Source organism: Oceaniradius stylonematis, assembly GCF_003149475.2.
Taxonomy (GTDB): domain Bacteria; phylum Pseudomonadota; class Alphaproteobacteria; order Rhizobiales; family Rhizobiaceae; genus Roseitalea; species Roseitalea stylonematis.
Genome location: NZ_QFWV02000004.1, coordinates 597,438 through 618,405, shown reverse-complemented (window position 1 = coordinate 618,405; position 20,968 = coordinate 597,438). Strand labels below are relative to the sequence as shown.

The following is a 20,968-nucleotide window of genomic DNA, read 5'->3' as shown; positions in this document are numbered from 1 at the left end:
CGCGCGCAATCGGCACGGCCACCCATAGCTCTTTCTTAGTGATTCCCAGCTAACCTGACGTGAGGTTTTGGGGAACTCTTGACGATGGACAAACGAGGCGCATTCGTTCTGGGTGGTGCGCATGGCGCGCTGGCCCTGGCGCGCAGTCTGGGCGCGTCCGGCGTCCCGGTTTCCCATATCAGCAACGATTCCCCCCTCCCCGGCTCGTTGCGCCATGTAAAGCACCAGATCGGCTGGCCCGGGCCGCTCGATGAAGGCGCCATCCCGTTTCTCTTCAAGGCCGCAGAGGACCAGTTCTCCTACGCCGCCCTCTGGGACAATGGAAAGCCGGTCGCCGAGTTCACCGCCCGCCGCACCCGGCAGTATCCGGTCGATTTCGGCTGTAAGAGCACATTCGTCGAGATCGTCGAGGAGCCGGGCGTTGTCGAAGCGGCCCGCACAATCCTCGCATCGTTCGGCCACCATGGTCTGGTCGAAGTGGAGTTCAAGCGCGACCAAAGGGATGGTTCGCTCAGGCTGCTGGACGTCATTCCGCGCCCCTGGTCATGGTTCGGCCTGTGCTCGACCGCCGGCATCGATCTTGGCACGATGCTGTGGCGGCTTGCCAACGATCAGCCCAATGCGCCCGCCGCGGCAACGCCTGGGACGGCGTGGATGTATCTGGCCCGCGATGCCGTCGCGGCCACCAGCCTGATGGCCCGCAGGGACATCGGCCTTGGCGGCGATTTGCGCTCGTTCGGACGGGTCCGGGCCTGCGCCACCTTTGCCCGCAACGATCCCAGGCCGGGCCTGATCGATCTGCCGCTGACAGGCGGGCGGGTCCTGACCAGGCGAATCCTCAAAGCCGGTCACCAAACCTGACGAAGGGAGCTTGCGGACAAATGGCAGCGCGTGCAACAGCCAAGCGTTACCTGAAATACGGCATCATCCGCGCCGGGCTGGAAGCCGTCGCCCTGCCTGGTGTCCGGTCGCTGTTTCCATCCGCCGCCGGCCGTGGCGTGATCTTCACGCTTCATCACGTCCGCCCTGAACAGGAGACCACCAGGTTCTCGCCCAACGCACTTTTGTCCGTAACGCCGGAATTTCTCGAGCAGGCCGTCGAGACCGCGCTCGAAAGCGGGTTGACGCCGGTTCACCTGCACGACCTGCCGGCATTACTCGCCGAGCCCGGCGACCAGCGCCGCTTCGTCGCGTTCACGCTCGATGACGGCTACCGCAACAATGCCGAGTTCGCGGCACCTGTCTTCCGCAGGCACGGCGTACCCTACACGATCTTCATCAATCCCGGCTTCGTCGAACGTACACGCTCCATATGGTGGGAGACCGCCGCCGCCATCGCCCGCAAGGCCGACAGGATCGACTTCGATTTCGGCGACGGGCCGGAAACCCTCCGGGCCACAACGACGGCCCGCAAGTTCGCTGCCTTCGAACGCTTTGCAGCCTTCGTCCAGTCGATCGACGAGGACGAAGCGGTGCAAAGGATCGATGACGTCGCGCGCCAGGTTCACAATATCGACCCGATGGCCATCGTCGATTCGCTTGTCATGGATGAGGAGGAACTGCGCCGACTGGCCGAAGATCGGTTGGTGCATCTGGGCGCGCACACCATGACCCATGTCAATCTGCGCCGCGTCAGCGACGAACGGCTGAACGCCGAGATCGAACAATCGAGGGCTGCCGTCGAAGCCTATGCGGGCCGCCGGCCACAGTCGTTTGCCTATCCCTATGGCTGGACCAAAGCGGTCGGCGCGCGCGAGGTGAAGGCAGTGGCCGATGCCGGTTTCGCCGCCGCCGTGACCACACAGCCCGGCGTGCTGAATGCCGCATGCCTCCAAAACCCGACGGCGATGCCGCGCGTCTCGCTGAACGGCCACTTTCAGAAGAAGCGCTATGTCGAGGCGCTGCTGTCGGGTGTGCCCTTCAAGCTGATGTGACGGCGCTGGCTGCCGCAAACCGTCCCGCGTCGGCGCGGGTCCGGCCTTACCGCGCAAGCACTAGCGTTGCGGCGAGCCCGCCCGCGCCGGCGATCGCGGCAAGGCCCTTGCCGGCCTCGGGCCGAACCAGCATTTCATGGTAGAGCCGCACCGCGTTGGTCGCGCCCGATGCGCCGACCGGATGACCCCGCGCAAGCGCGCCGCCGCCCAGATTGGTCCGCTCCGGCGCAAAGCCGGCCAGCCGGATGCACGCAATCGCCTGCACGGCGAACGCCTCCATCAGTTCGAACACGTCGAACCCATCCATCGCCAAGGAAAAGCGAGCCAGCGTCTCGCGGACCGCCGCCACAGGCGCCAGTGCCGGCATGGCGGGATCGTCGCCCAGCGACAGGCCGCCGGCGACCCGGATCGCCCGCGGTTTGAGATGCGGATGGGCCGCCAAAAAACCGTCCGAGACGATCGCGCAGACCGCGCCCGCATCGGCTTCGACAGCCGTGGTCGCCGTGGTCAGCCCGTGCGCATCATCGCCGGCCAGGACCGGCAGCCGCGCGCACAGCTTCGGGCCGATCCGCCGGGTGAACGCGTCATGGGCAAGACCGCCGAGCGGCACGCATTCGGCGGCGAGCCTTTCCCGCGCGGTGAGCGCATCGGCATGGCTGCGGCAGGCGAACGCCTCCTGTTCCGCTCGCGTAATTCCCATCTGCCGCGCCAGAAGCGCGGCCGCTTCGAGCATGTCCGGATCGCGCCCGGGCCAGGGCGAAAAGGGCGGCCGCTGATATTCGACATCCGCTTCTCCCGCCGCCGAACGCCGGAAGCGGCGCGGCGCGGCGCTGTAGGATTCGACGCCGCCGGCAAGAACGAATTCGTGCGCGCCCGAGGCGACGAGGCTGTGCGCGAGATGGATCGCGTCCAGCCCGCCGCAGCATTGCGTATCGATGGTCATCGCCGGAACGGTTTCGGGCAGGCCGGCGGCGAGCGCCGACAGCCGGGCCGGATTGCCGCCGCCATAAACGCCGTTTCCGAAAATGACGCAGCCCACAGCATCGCCGGCAAGGCCGAGGTCATCGACAAGGGCCGTGATCGGCGCCGCGCCGATCCGGTGCGCGTCGAGCCCTGCGAACGCGCCGCCGCGCGGGGCGACCGGGGTCCGGCGGGCGCCGGCCATCCACACCGCGCCGCTCACGCAAGCGGCTCCAGCGTTCCGCCGTCGAGCCGTTCGCGCAGCGTGACCAGATCCGGCTTGCCCGAAACGGTCAGCGGCCAGTCGCCGCATTCGAAATAGTGTCCGGGGATCGCATAGGGCGGCAGGCTCTTCTTCAGGCCGCCGACGATCGCCGACCGGCCGGACGCGACCGGCGCCTTGAGCACCGCGACGATGCGATGCTCGCGCACAGGGTCCGGGATGCCGAACACGGCCGCGGCCTCGATGCCCTCCATCGCCGCAAGCGCCGCCTCGATGGTTTCGGGGACGATGTTGCGTCCGCTCGACTGGAACATGCGGTCGATCCGCCCGTCCAGATGCAGGTTGCCCTCTTCGTCCAGCCATCCCGCGTCGCCGACGCCGATCGACGCCTCTGCCGGCTCGAAGCGCCCGTTCCGGACATAGCCGTCGAACGCCATGCCGCTCCGGACGAAAACGCGGCCCCTGGCGCCGGGCGGGCATGGCGCGCCCGCATCGTCGACGACCATCACATCGACGCCGGCAAGCGGCTTGCCGACCAGCGAGGGCGGATCGTTGGCATCGACATGACGAGCGGCGACGTAGCTCAGTTCGGTCGTGCCGTAGAACTCGATGAGGGCCGCGCCGGGAAATGTGTGCCGCGCCTGTCCGGCGACCGCGGAAGGCAGCTTGGAGCCCGTGAGCAGCACGCGCTTGACGCCCGGATGCCGGCGCTCGGCCGCCGCGCAAAGCGCGCTCAACTGGGTGGGCACGGCAAACATGGCGCAATCGCCGAACCGGTCGGCAAGCGCCAACACCCGGTCCGGACGAAAGCGGGGAAAGAGCGCGATGGCGCAGCCGGCCCACAGGCCACGCACCGCCGCATAGAGAAACAGCGAATGCGCCAGATTGCCCGGAACCAGCACCAGGTCCCGCCCCTCAAGATCGGCGAGCGCGCGGTCGGCCTCGAAACTTCTCAACCAGGAGGTTTCGGTGCGCCGGCAGCCCTTGGGCATGCCCGTGGAGCCGGAGGTGAAGAGGGTGAAGAGCGGTTCGGCCGCATCCTCATCCATCGAGAAGGGCACCTGCGCGTCGGCACCCATCCGGGCGAGCGTTTCGGCGCCGATCGCCCCGGCGGGCGCTGCGTCCATCTGGGCGACGACGGCATCGAGCCCGGTGCTGGCCGTGACGTGGGCGATCGTCGCCTCCGGCCAGGACGGATCGAGCACGAAGGTTTCGCGCGCGGCGATCAGCGAAGCGATGAACAGCGCCAGCGTGTCCGGCGCCGTCTCCATCGCGATCCCGATGCGCCCATGCCGGTCCAGCGACCGCAGCCCGCGCGACAGCCGGTCGATCCTGTCCGCCAGATCGCCGGCGCTGATCGTCCCGGTTCCGAAATGCAGGACCGGCGCGCCGGGGCGCGTGCGCAGATGTTCAAGGATCGACAATGCAATGCGCGACGCCATGACCGCCGATCCCCTCACCGCCGGTCCAGCAAAGTCGTCTGAAAGCCGTCGGCGGCGATCCGGTCGCACAGGTCCGACCATTGGCAATCGGCACAGGCGGCGCGGATCGTCCCATCGCGAAACGCCGCCCGGTGGCGCGCGGTGAAGACATCGTGCGGCATGATCCGCGAGCCGACCGTCAGCATGCGTCCCGTCAGCGCCGATATTGCGGCCAGGGCGGCCCGGTCGCGGGCGACGATCCGCTCCTCATGGCAATGGCTGCCCGCGCAATCCTTTACCGACGCGCATATCGCGTCGGGCCCGCCAACGATGACCATCTCCTCATTGTCGTTCATGCGCGCGATGACGCGCCTGTAATCGCGTTCGAACCGGCGCGAATAGCCCCGCCCGACAAAGGTTACGGCGCACAGCAGATGATGGCCGCGAATTTCGATCATGGGTGAAACCGCACAAATTCGGCAACGTCCTGACGGCGCAGCGGCTGCCGGTTGACCGGATGGGTCTCGTCGGCATGGCCGACGGCGACGCCGCAGACGACCAGCGCATCGCGCTCAAGGCCCAGCACCCGCCGCACCGCATCGCCATGGCTCGAAAAGCTGGCCTGCAGGCAGCATCCGAGCCCCTGGCTGACGATCGCCAGCGACAGCGCGTTGAGGAACAGGCCGACATCGATCCAGCTTCCGCGCTCCAGCCGCGCATCGATCGTCACCAGAAGGCCGGCTGGCGCGCCGAAAAAATCGAAATTCTTCAGCTTCTGTTCGCGGCGCGCGGCCACGTCCCGGCGGCCGATCCCCAGCGCCTCGTAAAGATCGTGGCCCGCCTGCCGGATGCGGTCGCCATAGGGCGCGACGGGTCGTGCCGGATAGTAGCGGTAATCGCCTGTCTCGACGTAGTCGGGCTCGGCGAGCGCCGTCCGGATCGCATCGCCCAACTCGCCGATCGTTTGCCGGCCGAGCACATGGACATTCCATGGCTGCATGTTGCCGCCGCTCGGCGCGTGGCGTGCCATGTCAAGGATGGCTTCGATCTGCGCGCGGCTGACATCGGTGTCGAGATAGGCGCGCACCGACCGGCGCTTGCGGACCAGATCGGCGAACTGCCCGGCGTCCGCTTCGGTCGCGTCGTCACCGGACATGGCGGCCATCCGGCATTGCCGGTCCGTCGGCGGGGCCAGGCGAGCGCGCCACGATGGCCCGCGCGATCTCGTCGGCCGACTTGAGCGCCCGGACGATGGTCGGCGTGACCAGCGCCCGCCAGCTCGTCCCCAGCCCCCGCGCCCTTTGCGCATTCTTCACCTCATCGAAGATGTCGCGGACCCTCGGGATGAAGCGCAGGCACAAAGACAGGGCGAGGCTGATCGCTTCGGCCGATCTTTGCGGAAGAAATTGGCTCAAGGCGCCTTCGATGGCCTCGACCAGATCGCTCGTCCGCGTGGTCAGCGTCAAAAGCGACGCGGCGAGGATCATCACGGCAAAGCGCAGCACGACGAAGCCGGCGAAACGCCAGTCGGCGAGAAAGAGCTGCGCCAGGAAGATCAGGCCAAGCACCCACAGGGCCGGACGGACGGCGGCAAAAACCATCCTCGGCGGAATGCGCGCGACAGCAAGGAGCGCCGCCAGTGCCATCCCGGCGACGCTCAGCGACAGCCAGCCCTCCTGCAAGAAAAGCCATGTACAGAAGACGAACAGCAGGCCGACCTTGATCAGCGGCCGGGCGCGATGAACGGCGCTGTCTCCGGGGACGTAATCGCTTGTCAGCATGGTTCGGTCGCTATCGCCTCCCGGTAGGCGCGCACAATGTCGCCGGCATCGCCGTCGCCGCGAATCCGTCTCTCGTCAATCCAGATGAGACGGTCCATCGACGCCATCAGCTCCAGATCGTGGCTCACCACAATCAGCGTCTGGTCGAGCCTGTCCAGAAACGAGACCAGTATGCGCCGGTTGCGCAGGTCGAGCAATGTGGTCGGCTCGTCCAGCACGATGATCGCCGGCTCCATCACCAGAACGCCGATCAGCGCGACAAGCTGCTTTTCGCCGCCGCTCAGTTCGTGGGTGCGCCGCTCGCTCAGGTGGGTGAGCCCGAACCGGTCCAGATGGCTACGCACGCGCGCACCGATCTCGAACTTCGACAGGCCGGATTTTCGAAGACCGAACGCCAGATCCTCATCGACCAGCGGCATGACGATCTGGTTGTCGGGATTCTGGAAAACGAAGCCCACCTTGCCCAGCGGCGATTTCCGGTCCGTCGGCTGCCCGTCGACCCGGACTGTGCCTGTGGTCGGCCGTTCCAGCCCGTTGAGCAGCCGCGCGAACGTGCTCTTGCCCGATCCGTTCGCCCCGATAATGCCGATCCGCCGTTCGGTGAGCGTCACCGAGATCGCGTCTAGTATGAGCGTATCGCCCTTGCGAACGGTCACCCCTTCAAGCTGGATCAATGGCTGCGCCTTCCCGCGTGCAAGATGGGTCCGCTAGCGCGACACGATGACCGGGTAGGACCGCGCCACGGTCACGATGACGGTCGCGGCGATGACCGCCTTGATCACATCGCCCGGCACGAACGGCATCGAGCCGACAAAGGCCTGCGCGATCGAAATCTCGGCGGCGAACGCGATCCACGGAATGCCGATCGCATAGAGGACGACGATACCGCCGAAGACGCAGGCGGCGAACGCGTTGACATGGCCGAGCCGCGGCCAGAACCGTTCGACCATCAGACCGACGACGAAGGCGGCGACGATCCAGCCGACCAGAAAGCCGCCGCTTGGCCCCAGAAAGACCGCGAAACCGCCCCTGCCGCCGGACAGGAGCGGCAGGCCGGCAGCGACCAGCACCAGGAAAAGAACCATGGCGAGCGCGCCCCGCCGTGCGCCCAATATGCCGCCTGCCAGCATCACGCCAAGCGACTGGGCGGTGATCGGCACGCCGACGAGCGGCAGCGTGATCGGCGGGAAGACGCCGAGCACGGCCATGATCGCGGCAAAAAGTGCGATCAGGACGATGTCGCGGGTTTTTTCGTTGGTCATCTGAGCTTTGTGATCCTGAATGCGAGGAGACCCGGCGGGCGGAATGCCCCATCTCCGAGCGACGTCCCATCGTTCGGGATGCGGTTTAGGCCAATTCGCCCCGTCACGCCAAGGGCGCATTGCCCGCCGCTCAAGCCCGGTCGCGCCGTGCCGGTGACCGGCCGGCGCTTTTCAGTAAGCAACCACTCACATAATAAGGTAAGTGGTGACGAACCAAAAGTGCCGAAGGTCGCATTCACCGCGGGGCGCGGCCCTCATTCCGCCTGGCCGGCGGCGTAAATCACCAGCAAATCCTTGGCGTCGATCTGGTCCCCGGCCTTGACCAGAACGTCGGACACCGTGCCGTCGCGTTCGGCGTGCAGTGCGGTTTCCATCTTCATCGCCTCGATCGACACCAGCACGTCGCCCTTCTTGACCTCCTGGCCGCCGGCCACCGAGACGGTCGAGACGACACCCGGCATCGGTGCGCCGACATGGGCCTCGTTACCGTCCTCGGCCTTGCGCCGGGCGACCGAACTTTCGGCGCCGTGCACCCGGTCTGGCACCTTGATGCGCCTTGGCTGGCCGTTCAGCTCGAAGAACACCGTCACCATGCCCTTGTCGTCCGGCTCGCCGACGGCAAGGCAGCGGATGACCAGCGTCTTGCCCTTTTCGATGTCGACGAAAACCTCCTCGGCCGCCGGCAGACCGTAGAAATAGTTGGGTGTCGGCAGCGCGCTGACCGGCCCGTATTTGTCCTGCGCCAGCGCGAAGTCGGTGAACACCTTGGGATACATCAGATAGGCGGCGAACTCATATTCGTTCAGTTCGCGGCCGAGCTTGTCCTCGATTTCGGCGCGACGTGCGTCCAGATCCTCCGGCGGAAGCAGAGAGCCAGGCACGTCGGTGTAGGGCTCTTCTCCCTTGAGCACCTTTTTCTGGATGCCCTCCGGCCAGCCGCCCGGCGGCTGACCCAGATCGCCGCGCATCATCGAGACCACCGAGTCCGGGAACGCGATGTCCTTTTTGGGGTTCTCGACATCGGCGACCGTCAGATCCTGGCTGACCATCATCAGCGCCATGTCGCCGACCACCTTGGAGGACGGCGTCACCTTGACGATGTCGCCGAACATCATGTTGACGTCGTGATAGGCGCGGGCGACCTCGTGCCAGCGCGTGTCGAGGCCGAGCGAGCGGGCCTGTTCCTTCAGATTGGTGAACTGCCCGCCCGGCATTTCGTGCAGATAGACCTCCGACGCCGGCCCCTTCAGATCGCTCTCGAAGGCGGCGTACTGGGCGCGGACCGCTTCCCAGTAGAAGGAAATGCGCCGGATCCATTCGGGGTCCAGCCCCGGATCGCGCTTGGTGCCGGTCAGCGCCTCGGCGATCGAACCAAGGCAGGGCTGCGCCGTCAGGCCCGACAGGGCGTCCATCGAGGCATCGACCGCATCGACGCCGGCATCGATCGCCGCAAGGATCGTCGCCGCCGCGATGCCGGACGTGTCGTGCGTGTGGAAATGCAGCGCCAGATCCGTTTCCTCGCGCAGCGTCTTGAAAAGCACCGTCGCGGCGGCCGGCTTGAGAAGGCCCGCCATGTCCTTGACCGCGATCATGTGCGCGCCGGCCGCTTCCAGTTCCCTGAGCATGCCGACATAGTATTTCAGATCGTATTTCGGCCGTGCCGAATTGAGGATGTCGCCGGTATAGCAGATCGCCGCCTCGCAGATCTTGTTCTCCTCGGCGACCGCGTCCATGGCGACGCGCATGTTCGGCACCCAGTTCAGGCAATCGAAGACGCGGAACAGGTCGATGCCGCCGCTCGCCGCCTGCCGGACGAAGTGCTTGACCACATTGTCGGGATAGTTGGTGTAGCCGACGCCGTTGGCGCCGCGCAGCAGCATCTGCAACAGAATGTTCGGCGCCGCCTCGCGGATGACGGACAGCCTCTCCCACGGGTCCTCGGTGAGGAACCGCATCGAGACATCGAAGGTCGCCCCGCCCCAGCACTCCAGCGACAGAAGGTTCGGCAGCGCGCGCGCATACGTCCCGGCGATCCGTCCCATGTCGTAGGTGCGCATGCGCGTTGCGAGCAGGCTCTGATGCCCGTCGCGCATCGTCGTGTCGGTGATCATCACCGGATCATGTTCGCGCAGCCATTGGCCGAACTTCGCCGGCCCCATCTCGTCCAGCATCCGTTTGGTGCCGCCTTCGGGCACCGGCCCGCCGACGAAGGGCGGTTCCGGCGGCACCGCATGGGCGGGCGGCTTCGGCCGGCCCTTGGTCTCGGGATGGCCGTTGACGGTGACGTCGGCCAGATAGGTCAGGAGCTTGGTCGCCCGGTCCTGGCGCTTGACGGCGGCGAACAGCTCCGGCGTCGTGTCGATGAACTTGGTCGTGTAGCGGTTGGCCTTGAAATCCTCATGGCCGATGATCGCCTCAAGGAAGGTCAGGTTGGTGGCGACGCCGCGGATGCGGAACTCGCGCAGCGCCCGGTCCATGCGCCGGATCGCTTCTTCGGGCGTCGGCGCCCAGGCCGTCACCTTTTCCAGAAGCGGGTCGTAAAAGCGCGTGATCACCGCGCCCGAATAGGCCGTGCCGCCATCGAGCCGGATGCCGAAGCCGGTCGCGCCCCGATAGGCGGTGATCCGGCCATAATCGGGAATGAAGTTCTGCTCGGGATCTTCGGTGGTGATACGGCACTGCAGCGCATGGCCGTGCAGCGCGATGTCCTCCTGCGCCGGCACGCCCGATGCCGGATCGCCGATCCTTTCGCCCTCGAGAATCCTGATCTGCGCCTTGACGATGTCGATGCCGGTCACTTCCTCGGTAACCGTATGCTCGACCTGGATGCGCGGATTGACCTCGATGAAGTAAAACGAGCCGGTATCCGCATCCATCAGGAATTCGACCGTGCCGGCGCCGACATAGTCGGTGGCGCGGGCGATCTTCATCGCATGTTCGGCCAGTTCGGCGCGTTGCGCATTGTCGAGATAGGGCGCCGGCGCGCGTTCGACGACCTTCTGGTTGCGCCGCTGGATCGAGCAGTCGCGCTCGAACAGATGAACGACATTGCCGTGCGTGTCGCCGAGGATCTGCACCTCGACATGGCGGGCCCGCTCGACGAGCTTTTCCAGATAGACCTCGTCCTTGCCGAACGCCGCCATCGCCTCGCGCTTGGCCTCGGTCACCTCGCGTTCCAGATCGTCCTCGGAGCGGATGGCGCGCATGCCGCGTCCGCCCCCACCCCAGGACGCTTTCAGCATCACCGGATAGCCGATCTCGGCGGCCATGGCGCGCACCTTGTCCATGTCGTCGGGCAGCGGCTCGGTCGCCGGCACCACGGGCACGCCCGCCTCGACGGCGAGGTTTCGGGCCGAGACCTTGTTGCCGAGCGCGCGCATCGTGTCGGCGCGCGGCCCGATGAAGATGATGCCGGCTTCATCGCACGCATCGACGAATTCGGGGCTTTCCGACAGAAGCCCGTAGCCGGGATGGATCGCATCGGCGCCCGACTGTTTGGCAACGCGGATCACTTCTTCGATGGACAGATAGCTCTCGATCGGGCCGAGATCCTTGTCCAGATGCCCGCCGCGGCCGACCTGATAGCTCTCGTCGGCCTTGAACCGGTGCAGCGCCAGCTTGTCCTCCTCGGCCCATATCGCGACGGTTGTCATGCCAAGCTCGTTGGCGGCGCGGAACACGCGGATGGCGATCTCGGAGCGGTTGGCGACGAGCAGTTTGGTGATGGTCAAGGCAGGAATTCCCGGACAAGGGTGGAAGGGCGCAACCATTCTTTAGCGGTTCGCATTGTGCGGCGCAAACATGACGGTCGGCACCTGTGCGTGACGGCGCAAACGCGTTAAGCCGGCCGCCGACGTCAACCGCCTTTGCACCGGACCTGCCATGAAGCCCCATGCCGAAATGCCCGTCGCCGTTCCCCAAAGCCCGGACCGGCCGCTGCCGCCGGGCGCCTGCGACGCCCACATCCACATGGTCGCGGCGCCGGGCGAGTTCGACCTCTGGGACGGTCGCGTCGAGGACCCCGCGCCGGACCTCGATTTCGAGGGCTGGATCGCGCTTTATGAACGGCACATGGCCGCGCTCGGCCTCGACCGCGTCGTCATCGTCCATTCGATCCTCTATGGCGCCGACAATGCGGTGACCAAGGCCGCCGTCGCCCGGCTCGGGCGCGACCGGGCGCGCGGCATCGGGCTCGTCACCGATGCAGCCACCGACGCCGAACTGGACGCGCTCGCCGAAGCGGGCCTGTCGGGCGTGCGGCTCAACTATGTCCATGGCGGTGTCCTGAGCTGGGCCGGCGTGACCGCCATGGCCGACCGGCTGAAGGCGCGCGGCCTGCATGTCCAGATGCTGATGAACACGCACCGCCACATGGCCGAACTCGATGACGGCGTGCGCTCCATGCCGGTCGATGTCGTCTTCGACCATATTGGCTGGCCCGATGTCGCGGCGGGACCGGACGAACCGGGTTTCCAGCGCCTCCTTGCGCTGCTCGCAGGCGGCAGGGCATGGGTCAAGCTGTCCGGCCTCTACCGTCTCGCCGGCGCGCCCTATGAAGCGACGGATGCGCTCGTCGCCGCGCTGGTGGCCGCCAATCCCGAACGGTGCCTGTGGGGCAGCGACTGGCCGCATCTGATGCTGGCCGATGCACAGATGCCCGACGCGGGTGTCCTGCTCAATGCGTTGCTGCGCGTCGTCACCGACGCGGCGACGCGCAAGCGCATTCTCGTCGACAATCCGGCGCAATTGTACGGCTTCTGACGCCCCTGCTCTCAAACCGCTTTGAGAAGCGCGGAAACCGCTCTAAGGAAAGCTGTTCTTTGCGGAGCCGTCATGTCGACCGTTCAAACCAGCGCAAGCGGCATGCCGCCCGACATCAGGCGCCTGAAACTGGCACGGCTGGCCGTCTTTGCGGCATTCTTCGTCAACGGCTTCATGGTCGGCCACTGGGCGACCAAGATCCCCGTGCTCGTCGAACGGCTCGGCATCAGCGAGGCGGTGCTCGGACGGCTGATCGTGCTGTTCGGCATCGGCGCGGTGATCGCACTGATCGGCGGCGCCTGGATGGTGACGCGGCTGGGTTCGGTCGCGGTGGTACGCTGGACGTCGGTGCTTCTGGCACCTTCGCTGGTTCTTCTGACGCTCGCGCCCTCGCTGCCGGCCGCCGCGCTGGCGCTTTTGTGGCTCGGCACGTTTCTGGGCGCGATGGACAATGCGATGAACGCCAACGGCATCGGCGTCGAAAAGGCCGCCGGCCGGCCCGCCATGTCCTCGTTTCACGGCTTCTGGTCGCTCGGTGGCATGGTCGGCGGACTGACCGGCGGCGCGATGATCGTCACGCTCGGCGAGATGGGCCATGCGCTGGCGGTCGGCGCGATCGGCCTGGCCGTTGCGCTGTGGGCATGGCGCCAATACCGGCCCGACGAATTCGGCGTCGACGCAAGTGAAACCGGCGAGGCCCGCACGCCTCGTCGGACCGGCATCCCGCGCGAGGCGGGAATTTACGGGCTCGGCATCCTGACGCTTCTGGCGTTTGCGCCCGAAGGCACGGTGATCGACTGGAGCGCGCTCTATCTGCGCGACGAGCTGGGCGCGCCGCTGGTCGTCAGCGGCTATGCGTTCGCGGCGTTCTCGGCGACGATGGCCGCCGTGCGGTTTCTGGGCGACGGGCTGCGCGCCCGTTTCGGCGACCGGCGCATCTTCCTTGCCAGTTCTGCGGTAGCGGCGACCGGGCTGGCCATCGCCGGCACGGCACCCGGCTTCCTCGTCGCCTGCGCCGGCTTCTTCATCGCCGGTCTCGGCATGGCCAACATGGTGCCGATCCTGTTTTCCGCCGCCGGCGCCTATCCCGGCCTTCCGCCGGCCGTTGCGATCGCGGTGATCACCACCTTCGGCTATGCCGGTCTGCTGTTCATGCCCGCCTTCGTCGGCGCTCTCGCCGAAACATTCTCGCTGGCGCTGGTCTTCACCGGCTGGTCGCTGATCGTTCTGGCGGTCGGGGCGAGCAGCCTCGTCATCGGCTATTTGCCGTCCCGGTCGAGCGGCAGCGCCGACAGCGTGTCGGCAAGGAAGTCATAGACCCGCCGCACCTTGGCGCTGTGCCGCAATTCGCGGTGCGAGGCGAGCCAGACCGGCAGCGGCGCGATCTGCAGATCGGGCAGAACCCTGTGCAGGGCCGGGTTCCTCCGGGCGACAAAGCGCGGCCCGAACCCGATGCCGGCGCCCGCCTCGACGATCGCCCAATAGGCGATCTGGTCGTCGGTGCGGATCTGGAAGGCATCGCGGTCATAGCCGCCCGTCAGCGCGCGCATGCCACGCTCGATCAAATCCGTCCGGTCATAGCCGATCAGCGTGTGCCGGTAGAGATCGTCGATCGTCCGCGGCGTGCCCGCGCGGGCGAGATAGTCCTCGTGCCCATAGGCGCCCATGACGAAATCGTTGATCTTGCGCGCGATCAGATCGTTCTGGGTCGGCCGCACCATGCGCACGGCGACGTCGGCATCGCGCGCCAAAAGGTTCTCGATGCCGTCGCTCGCCACCAGTTCGATGGCAAGCGCGGGCTCGGCCGCGCGCAGCGCCGTCAGCACCGGCGGCAGCACGAAGGTCGCCATCACCCGGCTGGCGGTGAGCCGGATCGTGCCCTCGACGCGCGTTTCCTGATCGGTCGCCGCCATCGAAAACGCCGCCGCGCTGTCGCGCATCGCCCGCGCCTCGTCGGCGATCCGCAAGGCAGCCTGGGTCGGCATCATCCCGGCGCGGCCCCGCTCGAACAGGACAAGGCCCGTCTGCGCCTCCAACTCGCCCACATGCCGTCCCAGAGTGGGCTGCGAAATGCCCGACTGCCGCGCCGCGCCGCTCAGCGTGCCGGCGTCGAGCACCGCCAGAAAACTGCGGATCAGGTTCCAGTCGAAGCGCGTTCCATCCATTCGAAAATGAATATTAGACAGTCGAACTCTTGTCTATTCATTCATCTGGCGATGGCCGATCATGGCGCATCATCAGGATTGAGGAGATGCAACCGATGAGCACAATCGTTATTGCCGGCGCGGCCGGACGGATCGGGCACGCCGCCGCCGAGGCTTTCATCGAGGCCGGCTGGACCGTTCGCGGCATCGCCCGCGGCGCCAAGCTCGGCCGGCTGCCCGCCGGCGTCGAACCGGTCGAGGCCGACGCCATGGACCGCGAGGCCATGATCGCCGCCTGCGCCGGCGCGGACGTCATCCTGCACGCGCTCAATCCGCCCTATGACAAATGGGACGAGCTCGCCATGCCGATGGCCGAAAACGTCATCGCCGCCGCCCGGGCCGCCGGCGCGACCGTGATGCTGCCCGGCAATGTCTACAATTACGGTACCGCGGTCCGCCCCGGACTGACCGAGGACACGCCGATGGCGCCCGACACCGAAAAAGGCCGCATCCGCGTCGCCATCGAGGATCGGCTGCGCGCCGAAAGCGAGACCGGCCTGCGGTCGGTCGTGCTGCGCGCCGGCGACTTTTTCGGCGGACCGGTGGACGGAAGCTGGTTCGACCTGGTCATCGCCAAGGATCTGAAGAAGGGCCGCGTCGTCTGGCCGGGCCGGCGCGATATCGACCACGCCTTCGCCTTTATGCCCGATTTTGCCCGCGCTTTCGTCATGGTGGCGGACAGGCGCGAGACGCTCCCGTCGTTTGCCCGGCTGCACTTTGCCGGCCACACGGTGACGGGAGAAGCGTTTCATGCCGCCATGGAGACCGCTGTCGGCCGGCCGCTCAGGAAGGGCGCCGCGCCCTGGGCGATCATGCGGGTGATCGGCCTGTTCAACCCGCTGGTGCGCGAAGTCGTCAAGATGCGCTATCTGTGGGACACGCCCCATTCGCTGGACAACAGCCGTCTTGAGGCGCTGATCGGCGCCGAGCCGCACACGCCGCTGGAGACGGCGCTTGCCGAAGCGGTCGCCGCACAGGCGCTGGGCGGCGCATAAGCCGCCCGTCTTCGCCCAATGTCGGATACGCCGCACGGCCGCAGCGGGCGTTGCGCTATCCATGGTCTAATTTACGCCAACGAAGACTTCGCGCTACACCCGTGCCGACCCGCGCGGGCGGCCCAGCCGTCCGTCGCATCAGGGAGTGAAGGCGGCGTGCCCGCGAACCAAGTGGAGGTTTTCGATGTCAGGTGAAGTGTATCCGGTCCCCGCGGCGGTCAAGAAGAAGGCGCTGATCGACGATGCGACCTACAAGACCTGGTATCAGCAGAGCGTCGACGACCCCGAAGGCTTCTGGTCCAAGCACGGCCAGCGGATCGACTGGTTCAAGCCCTACACCAAGGTCAAGAACACCTCGTTCACCGGCAAGGTCGCGATCAAATGGTTCGAGGACGGCGTCACCAACGTCTCCTACAACTGCATCGACCGGCATCTGGAAAAGCGCGGCGACCAGGTGGCGATCATCTGGGAGGGCGACAATCCCTACGACGACAAGAAGATCACCTATCGCGAACTGCATGACGAGGTCTGCCGGCTCGCCAACGCGATGAAGGCGCGCGGCGTCAAGAAGGGCGACCGCGTCACGCTTTACCTGCCGATGATCCCCGAGGCGGCCTATGCCATGCTCGCCTGCGCGCGGATCGGCGCGGTGCATTCGATCGTCTTCGGCGGCTTTTCGCCCGACGCGCTCGCCGACCGCATCGTCGGCTGCGAGTCCAGCTTCGTCATCACGGCCGACGAAGGCCTGCGCGGCGGCAAGAAGGTTCCGCTCAAGCACAATGTCGATCTGGCCGTCGAGGTGGCCGAGCGCGAGGGGGTCGAGGTCGATACGGTGATGGTCGTCCGGCGCACCGCCGGCAAGATCGAATGGTTCTCCGACCGCGACGTCTGGTACCACGAAGCCGTCAGCGAGCAGAAGCCGGAATGCAAGCCGGCACGCATGAAGGCCGAGGATCCGCTCTTCATCCTCTATACGTCCGGTTCGACCGGCAAGCCCAAGGGCGTTTTGCACACGACTGGCGGCTATCTGGTCTACGCATCGATGACCCACCAATATGTCTTCGATTGCCAGGATGGCGACATCTACTGGTGCACCGCCGATGTGGGCTGGGTCACCGGCCACTCCTACATCGTCTACGGCCCCTTGTGTAACGGCGCGACGACGCTGATGTTCGAGGGCGTACCGTCCTATCCCGACGCTTCGCGCTTCTGGGACGTGGTCGACAAGCACAAGGTGACGATCTTCTACACTGCTCCGACCGCGATCCGCGCGCTGATGGGCGCCGGCGTCTCTTTCGTCAATCGCACCTCGCGCAAGACGCTGCGGCTTTTGGGTTCGGTCGGCGAGCCGATCAATCCCGAGGCGTGGGAATGGTACTACAATGTCGTCGGCGAGAAGAAATGCCCGATCGTCGACACATGGTGGCAGACCGAGACCGGCGGCATCATGATCACGCCGCTGCCCGGCGCCACCAAGCTCAAGCCGGGCTCGGCGACGCGGCCCTTCTTCGGCATCCAGCCGCAGCTGGTCGACAATGAGGGCCAGGTGCATTCGGAGACGGTCGCCGAGGGCAATCTGTGCATCGTCGATTCATGGCCGGGTCAGATGCGCACGGTCTATGGCGACCATGAGCGCTTCATCCAGACCTATTTCTCCACCTACAAGGGCAAATATTTCACCGGCGACGGCTGCAAGCGCGACGCCGACGGCTATTACTGGATCACCGGCCGCGTCGACGACGTCATCAACGTCTCCGGCCACCGGATGGGAACGGCCGAGGTGGAATCCGCGCTGGTGAGCCACGATTCCGTGTCGGAAGCGGCCGTTGTCGGCTATCCGCACGAGGTCAAGGGCCAGGGCATCTATTGCTATGTGACGCTGATGGGCGGCTATGACGGCGATGACGGCCTGCGCAAGGCGCTTGTCCAGCATGTGCGTCAGGAGATCGGCCCGATCGCTTCGCCCGACAAGATCCAGTTCGCGCCGGGCCTGCCCAAGACACGCTCAGGCAAGATCATGCGGCGTATTCTGAGGAAGATCGCCGAGGACGATTTCGGCTCGCTCGGCGACACATCGACGCTCGCCGATCCCTCCGTGGTCGACGATCTGATCGAGAACCGCCAGAACAAGACCGGCTGACCGGCCCGATCGGCAAAACCGAAAACGGCCCGCCATTGGCGGGCCGTCTGCTTTTCGGGTTACGCAAAGCCGCGTTCGAAATAGACGATCAGGCCGACCGCGCCGAAGAACAGCGCGATCAGCACCGTCAGCGCCAGCGCACGGTTGTTCTGATAGGCGGTCGCGACATGGTCACCAAAAAGGCGGACGACCGCCGCAAGGAAGAAATAGCGGATGCCCCGCGCGATGAGCGTTGCCAGAACGAACAGCGCGAACGGATAGCCCGTCGCGCCGGCCGACACGATCGCAAGCTGGAACGGGATCGGCGGCAACATGCCGACCAGAACGATGGCCAGAAAGCCGTAGCGGTCGAACAGTTCGGCGAAGCGGGCCTGCTCGTCCTGCCAGCCGGCCAGGGCAACGAAGCTGTTGCCGGCCGCTTCCATGAAGAAATAGGCGACGAGATAACCGGCAACCGCGCCGGCAACGGCGCCAAGCGTCACGCTGGTTGCCATGCGCCACACATGGTCGCGCGCATACTGCATCAACGGGATCAGAACGATCTCGACCGGCATGGGCAAAATCGTGGTTTCGCCCGCCGACAGCCAGAACAGGCCGGTGATGCCGGCCCGGCCCTGGCGCACACGCGCCAGCCAGCGTTTGAACGATCGACCCGTCATGTTGGAACGCTCTGGCACCCGTTTTTTTCGCCCGATGTCGCCCGCGATCCGGGCTTTTTTGAGACATGGCCGGCCCTTCGAGGGCTCAGAGCGGCGGGTTGTCGAGCCCGCCCATGCGGCAGACCTCCAGCCACTCATCCTTGGTGACCGGCTGGACCGACAGGCGCATCGAGGTGACAAGCGCCATGTCCGCCAGCTTCGCGTTGGCCTTGACGTCCTTGAGCGTCACCGGCTGCGGCATGTCGCACACCGCCTTTATGTCGACGCACTCCCAGCGCGGATCGTCGGTGGTCGAATCGGGGTGGATTTCGGCGCAGACCTCGGCGATGCCGACGATCTCCAGCCCCTCGTTGGAATGGTAGAAGAACGCCTTGTCGCCCAGCTTCATGGCCCGCATGTTGTTGCGCGCCTGATAGTTGCGGATGCCGTCCCATTCCTCGCCGGCCTCGCCCTTGGCCTTTTGCTGCTCCCAGGACCATTTGAAGGGTTCGGATTTGAAGAGCCAGTAATTGGACATGGTCAGCCTTTTTCGGTTTCGGGTTTGATGGGCCGCGACAAAAGGGTGGTGATCGCGGCATCGACGTCAAGGGTGCCATCGACGATCGCCGCGACGGCGGCGATGATCGGCGCCTCGATGCCATGGTCGCCGGCAATGCGCGCGGCGGTGCCTGCTGTCGCAACGCCCTCGGCAAGCTTGAGCCCGGACGTGTCCTCGCCACGCCCGATCGCCTTGCCATGGGCGAAATTGCGCGACTGGTCCGAGCCGCAGGTCAGGATCAGGTCGCCAAGGCCGGAAAGCCCGGCGAGCGTTTCGGACTGTGCGCCGAGCGCCACCGCAAGCCGGCTCATCTCGGCAAAGCCGCGCGTCGTCAGCGCCGCCTGCGCGCTGGCGCCAAGGCCCCGGCCCGCGACGATGCCCGCGGCTATCGCCAGCACGTTCTTCAGCGCGCCGCCATATTCGACGCCGGCGACATCGCCGCTCGCATAAAGCCGCAGTCCCGGACGGGCAAGCGCCCGGCAGGCGGCGAGCGCGCGCGCTTCGTCCGACATCGCAAGCGTCACGGCGGTCGGCAGGCCGCGCGCCACATCGGCCGCAAAGCTCGGCCCCGACAGGACGGCATTGGCGTTGGCGGGCGCCGTCCGGCCCATCACCTCGGTCATCAGCGCGCCCGAGCCGCGCTCGATGCCCTTGGCGCAGGAGACGAGCAGCATGTGCGGATGAAGATGCGGCACCATCATGGTCAGCACCGCGCGCATCGTCTGGGCCGGCACCGCCAGCAGCACCATGTCGGCATCGGCCAGCGCTGTGCCCGCATCGGTCGTGGCATCGATCGCCTCGGGCAGATCGGCATCGCCCAGATAGAAGCGGTTGCGGCGCCGCGTATTGATCTCACCGACGACGCCGGCATCGCGGCCCCACAGCGCAACGCGCTGTCCGTTCCGCGCCATGGCCGCCGCCAGGGCCGTGCCCCACGCGCCGGCGCCGACCACCGCCACGCTCATCGTCTCGCGCTCCTCATGCCTTGGCGTCCCTCATGCCTTGGCGCCCTTGCGGCCCGAGCCGATCCGCGGCGCGCTGTCGCCGTCGAGCGGCCAGCGCGGGCGCGGCGCAATATCCAGCGGGTCGGATTCGCCGCGCCGGAACCGCTCGAGCCCGGCCCAGGCGATCATCGCCGCATTGTCCGAACAAAGCTCCATCGGCGGCGCGAGAAAGGCAAAGCCATGCTCGGCGCAGACCCGTTCCAGCATCGCGCGGATCGCCTTGTTGGCCGCGACACCGCCGGCGACGACCAGCGTCGGCGAGATGTCGGTGATCTCGGCGCGATAGCGCGCCAGGCTGCGCGTCACCCGGTCTTCCAGCGTCTCGGTTACCGCCTTCTGGAAACCGGCGCAAAGGTCGGCGACGTCCCGGTCGGTCAGCGCGCCCAGATCGGTCGCCGTCTTGCGCAGCGCGGTCTTCAGGCCGGAAAACGAAAAGTCCGGCCGCGCCTCGCCCTTCAATGGCCTTGGCAGTGCGAACCGGTCGGGATCGCCTGTGCTGGCCATCTTCTCGACCGCCGGCCCGCCGGGATAGCCCAGATCCAGCAGCTTGGCCGTCTTGTCGAAGGCTTCGCCGAGCGCGTCGTCGATCGTCGTCGCCCAGCGCTCATAGTCGCCAAGGCCGCGCACCAGGACCATCTGCGTGTGCCCGCCCGAGACCAGCAGCAGCAGATAGGGGAACGGCTGGCCGTCGGTCAGGCGCGGGGTCAGGGCATGGCCTTCCAGATGGTTGACCGCCAGAAACGGCTTGCCGCGCGCCAGCGCGATCGCCTTTCCGGTCATCGTGCCGACGATCAGCCCGCCGATCAGGCCGGGGCCGGCGGTCGCCGCAATCGCGTCGATCGCGTCCCAATCGGTGCCCGCTTCTGAAAGCGCGGCCTTGATCACCCGGTCGAGCTTGTCGGCATGGGCGCGGGCGGCGATCTCCGGCACGACGCCGCCATAGCGGGCATGCTCGCCGAACTGGCTGTAGATGATGTTCGACAGGATCTCGCCGCGCGCGTCGCCGGCGCCGGCCCGCACGATGGCGGCGGCGGTTTCGTCGCAGCTCGTCTCGATGCCCAGCACGGTCGGCATGGCGCAAATTCC

At 66.7% G+C, this 20,968-nt stretch carries 19 protein-coding genes; 6 read left to right on the top strand and 13 right to left on the bottom strand.

Going from position 1 to position 20,968, the window contains the following annotated elements; genetic code table 11:
• The first annotated feature begins 84 nt into the window (after positions 1-84).
• Both DEM25_RS06670 and DEM25_RS06665 read left to right on the top strand, forming a co-directional pair.
• Positions 85-861 carry a hypothetical protein gene (locus DEM25_RS06670; protein WP_109765721.1) on the top strand — a complete coding sequence of 259 codons (777 nt, stop codon included), beginning with the start codon at positions 85-87 and terminating at the stop codon, positions 859-861.
• Positions 862-881: 20 nt separating this feature from the next.
• The gene (locus DEM25_RS06665) at positions 882-1,934 is read left to right on the top strand and encodes a polysaccharide deacetylase family protein (protein ID WP_109765722.1); all 1,053 of its coding nucleotides are present in this window, start codon (positions 882-884) and stop codon (positions 1,932-1,934) included.
• 46 nt (positions 1,935-1,980) lie between these two features.
• On the opposite strand, the gene DEM25_RS06660 is transcribed toward DEM25_RS06665, so the two are convergent.
• The 8 genes from DEM25_RS06660 to pyc form a co-directional block, all read right to left on the bottom strand.
• Positions 1,981-3,117, bottom strand: coding sequence for a thiolase family protein (locus DEM25_RS06660; RefSeq protein WP_245412780.1), 1,137 nt, complete (start codon positions 3,115-3,117; stop codon positions 1,981-1,983).
• Positions 3,114-4,559 (bottom strand): class I adenylate-forming enzyme family protein, encoded by a 1,446-nt coding sequence (locus DEM25_RS06655; protein ID WP_158585188.1) that lies wholly within the window; start codon positions 4,557-4,559, stop codon positions 3,114-3,116. The genes DEM25_RS06660 and DEM25_RS06655 overlap by 4 nt, the downstream gene beginning before the upstream one ends.
• 14 nt (positions 4,560-4,573) lie before the next feature.
• The gene (locus DEM25_RS06650) at positions 4,574-4,996 is read right to left on the bottom strand and encodes a DUF1284 domain-containing protein (protein ID WP_109765724.1); all 423 of its coding nucleotides are present in this window, start codon (positions 4,994-4,996) and stop codon (positions 4,574-4,576) included.
• Positions 4,993-5,694 (bottom strand): nitroreductase, encoded by a 702-nt coding sequence (locus DEM25_RS06645; protein ID WP_158585187.1) that lies wholly within the window; start codon positions 5,692-5,694, stop codon positions 4,993-4,995. Before DEM25_RS06645 ends, DEM25_RS06650 begins: the two co-directional genes overlap by 4 nt.
• Positions 5,684-6,319, bottom strand: a complete 636-nt coding sequence (locus DEM25_RS06640; RefSeq protein WP_109765726.1) for an energy-coupling factor transporter transmembrane component T family protein — start codon at positions 6,317-6,319, stop codon at positions 5,684-5,686. Before DEM25_RS06640 ends, DEM25_RS06645 begins: the two co-directional genes overlap by 11 nt.
• Positions 6,313-6,993 carry an energy-coupling factor ABC transporter ATP-binding protein gene (locus tag DEM25_RS06635; RefSeq protein WP_109765727.1) on the bottom strand — a complete coding sequence of 227 codons (681 nt, stop codon included), beginning with the start codon at positions 6,991-6,993 and terminating at the stop codon, positions 6,313-6,315. Before DEM25_RS06635 ends, DEM25_RS06640 begins: the two co-directional genes overlap by 7 nt.
• A gap of 33 nt (positions 6,994-7,026) precedes the next feature.
• On the bottom strand, positions 7,027-7,581 hold the full coding sequence (locus tag DEM25_RS06630; RefSeq protein ID WP_109765728.1) for a biotin transporter BioY: 555 nt from the start codon (positions 7,579-7,581) through the stop codon (positions 7,027-7,029).
• 254 nt (positions 7,582-7,835) lie between these two features.
• Complete coding sequence (pyc, locus tag DEM25_RS06625; protein WP_109765729.1) at positions 7,836-11,312, bottom strand: pyruvate carboxylase; 3,477 nt, start codon at positions 11,310-11,312, stop codon at positions 7,836-7,838.
• Positions 11,313-11,463: 151 nt separating this feature from the next.
• Between pyc and DEM25_RS06620 the strand changes: the two genes are divergently transcribed.
• On the top strand, positions 11,464-12,342 hold the full coding sequence (locus DEM25_RS06620; RefSeq protein ID WP_109765730.1) for an amidohydrolase family protein: 879 nt from the start codon (positions 11,464-11,466) through the stop codon (positions 12,340-12,342).
• Between the two features lie 72 nt (positions 12,343-12,414).
• Positions 12,415-13,659 (top strand): MFS transporter, encoded by a 1,245-nt coding sequence (locus DEM25_RS06615; protein ID WP_109765731.1) that lies wholly within the window; start codon positions 12,415-12,417, stop codon positions 13,657-13,659.
• On the opposite strand, the gene DEM25_RS06610 is transcribed toward DEM25_RS06615, so the two are convergent.
• Complete coding sequence (locus tag DEM25_RS06610) at positions 13,602-14,507, bottom strand: LysR family transcriptional regulator (RefSeq protein WP_109765732.1); 906 nt, start codon at positions 14,505-14,507, stop codon at positions 13,602-13,604. The two genes, DEM25_RS06615 and DEM25_RS06610, sit on opposite strands and share 58 nt — an antisense overlap.
• 95 nt (positions 14,508-14,602) lie before the next feature.
• Here DEM25_RS06610 and DEM25_RS06605 point away from each other — a divergent pair, with 95 nt between their 5' ends.
• Both DEM25_RS06605 and acs read left to right on the top strand, forming a co-directional pair.
• Positions 14,603-15,541 carry an NmrA family NAD(P)-binding protein gene (locus DEM25_RS06605; RefSeq protein ID WP_196780285.1) on the top strand — a complete coding sequence of 313 codons (939 nt, stop codon included), beginning with the start codon at positions 14,603-14,605 and terminating at the stop codon, positions 15,539-15,541.
• 184 nt (positions 15,542-15,725) lie between these two features.
• Positions 15,726-17,681 carry an acetate--CoA ligase gene (gene acs / locus DEM25_RS06600; protein WP_109765734.1) on the top strand — a complete coding sequence of 652 codons (1,956 nt, stop codon included), beginning with the start codon at positions 15,726-15,728 and terminating at the stop codon, positions 17,679-17,681.
• Between the two features lie 59 nt (positions 17,682-17,740).
• Here the strand turns inward: acs and DEM25_RS06595 are convergent, their stop codons facing one another.
• The 4 genes from DEM25_RS06595 to tsaD all read right to left on the bottom strand — a co-directional run bounded on the left by DEM25_RS06595 (position 17,741) and on the right by tsaD (position 20,956).
• Positions 17,741-18,340: a YqaA family protein gene (locus tag DEM25_RS06595; RefSeq protein WP_158585186.1), complete on the bottom strand. Its 600-nt coding sequence runs from the start codon at positions 18,338-18,340 to the stop codon at positions 17,741-17,743.
• A gap of 85 nt (positions 18,341-18,425) precedes the next feature.
• Positions 18,426-18,857, bottom strand: coding sequence for an EVE domain-containing protein (locus tag DEM25_RS06590; RefSeq protein WP_109765736.1), 432 nt, complete (start codon positions 18,855-18,857; stop codon positions 18,426-18,428).
• Between the two features lie 2 nt (positions 18,858-18,859).
• Positions 18,860-19,843, bottom strand: coding sequence for an NAD(P)H-dependent glycerol-3-phosphate dehydrogenase (locus tag DEM25_RS06585; protein ID WP_109765737.1), 984 nt, complete (start codon positions 19,841-19,843; stop codon positions 18,860-18,862).
• Positions 19,844-19,873: 30 nt separating this feature from the next.
• A complete protein-coding gene (gene tsaD, locus DEM25_RS06580) occupies positions 19,874-20,956 on the bottom strand; it encodes a tRNA (adenosine(37)-N6)-threonylcarbamoyltransferase complex transferase subunit TsaD (RefSeq protein WP_109765738.1) in 1,083 nt (360 codons plus the stop codon).
• Positions 20,957-20,968: the final 12 nt, after the last annotated feature.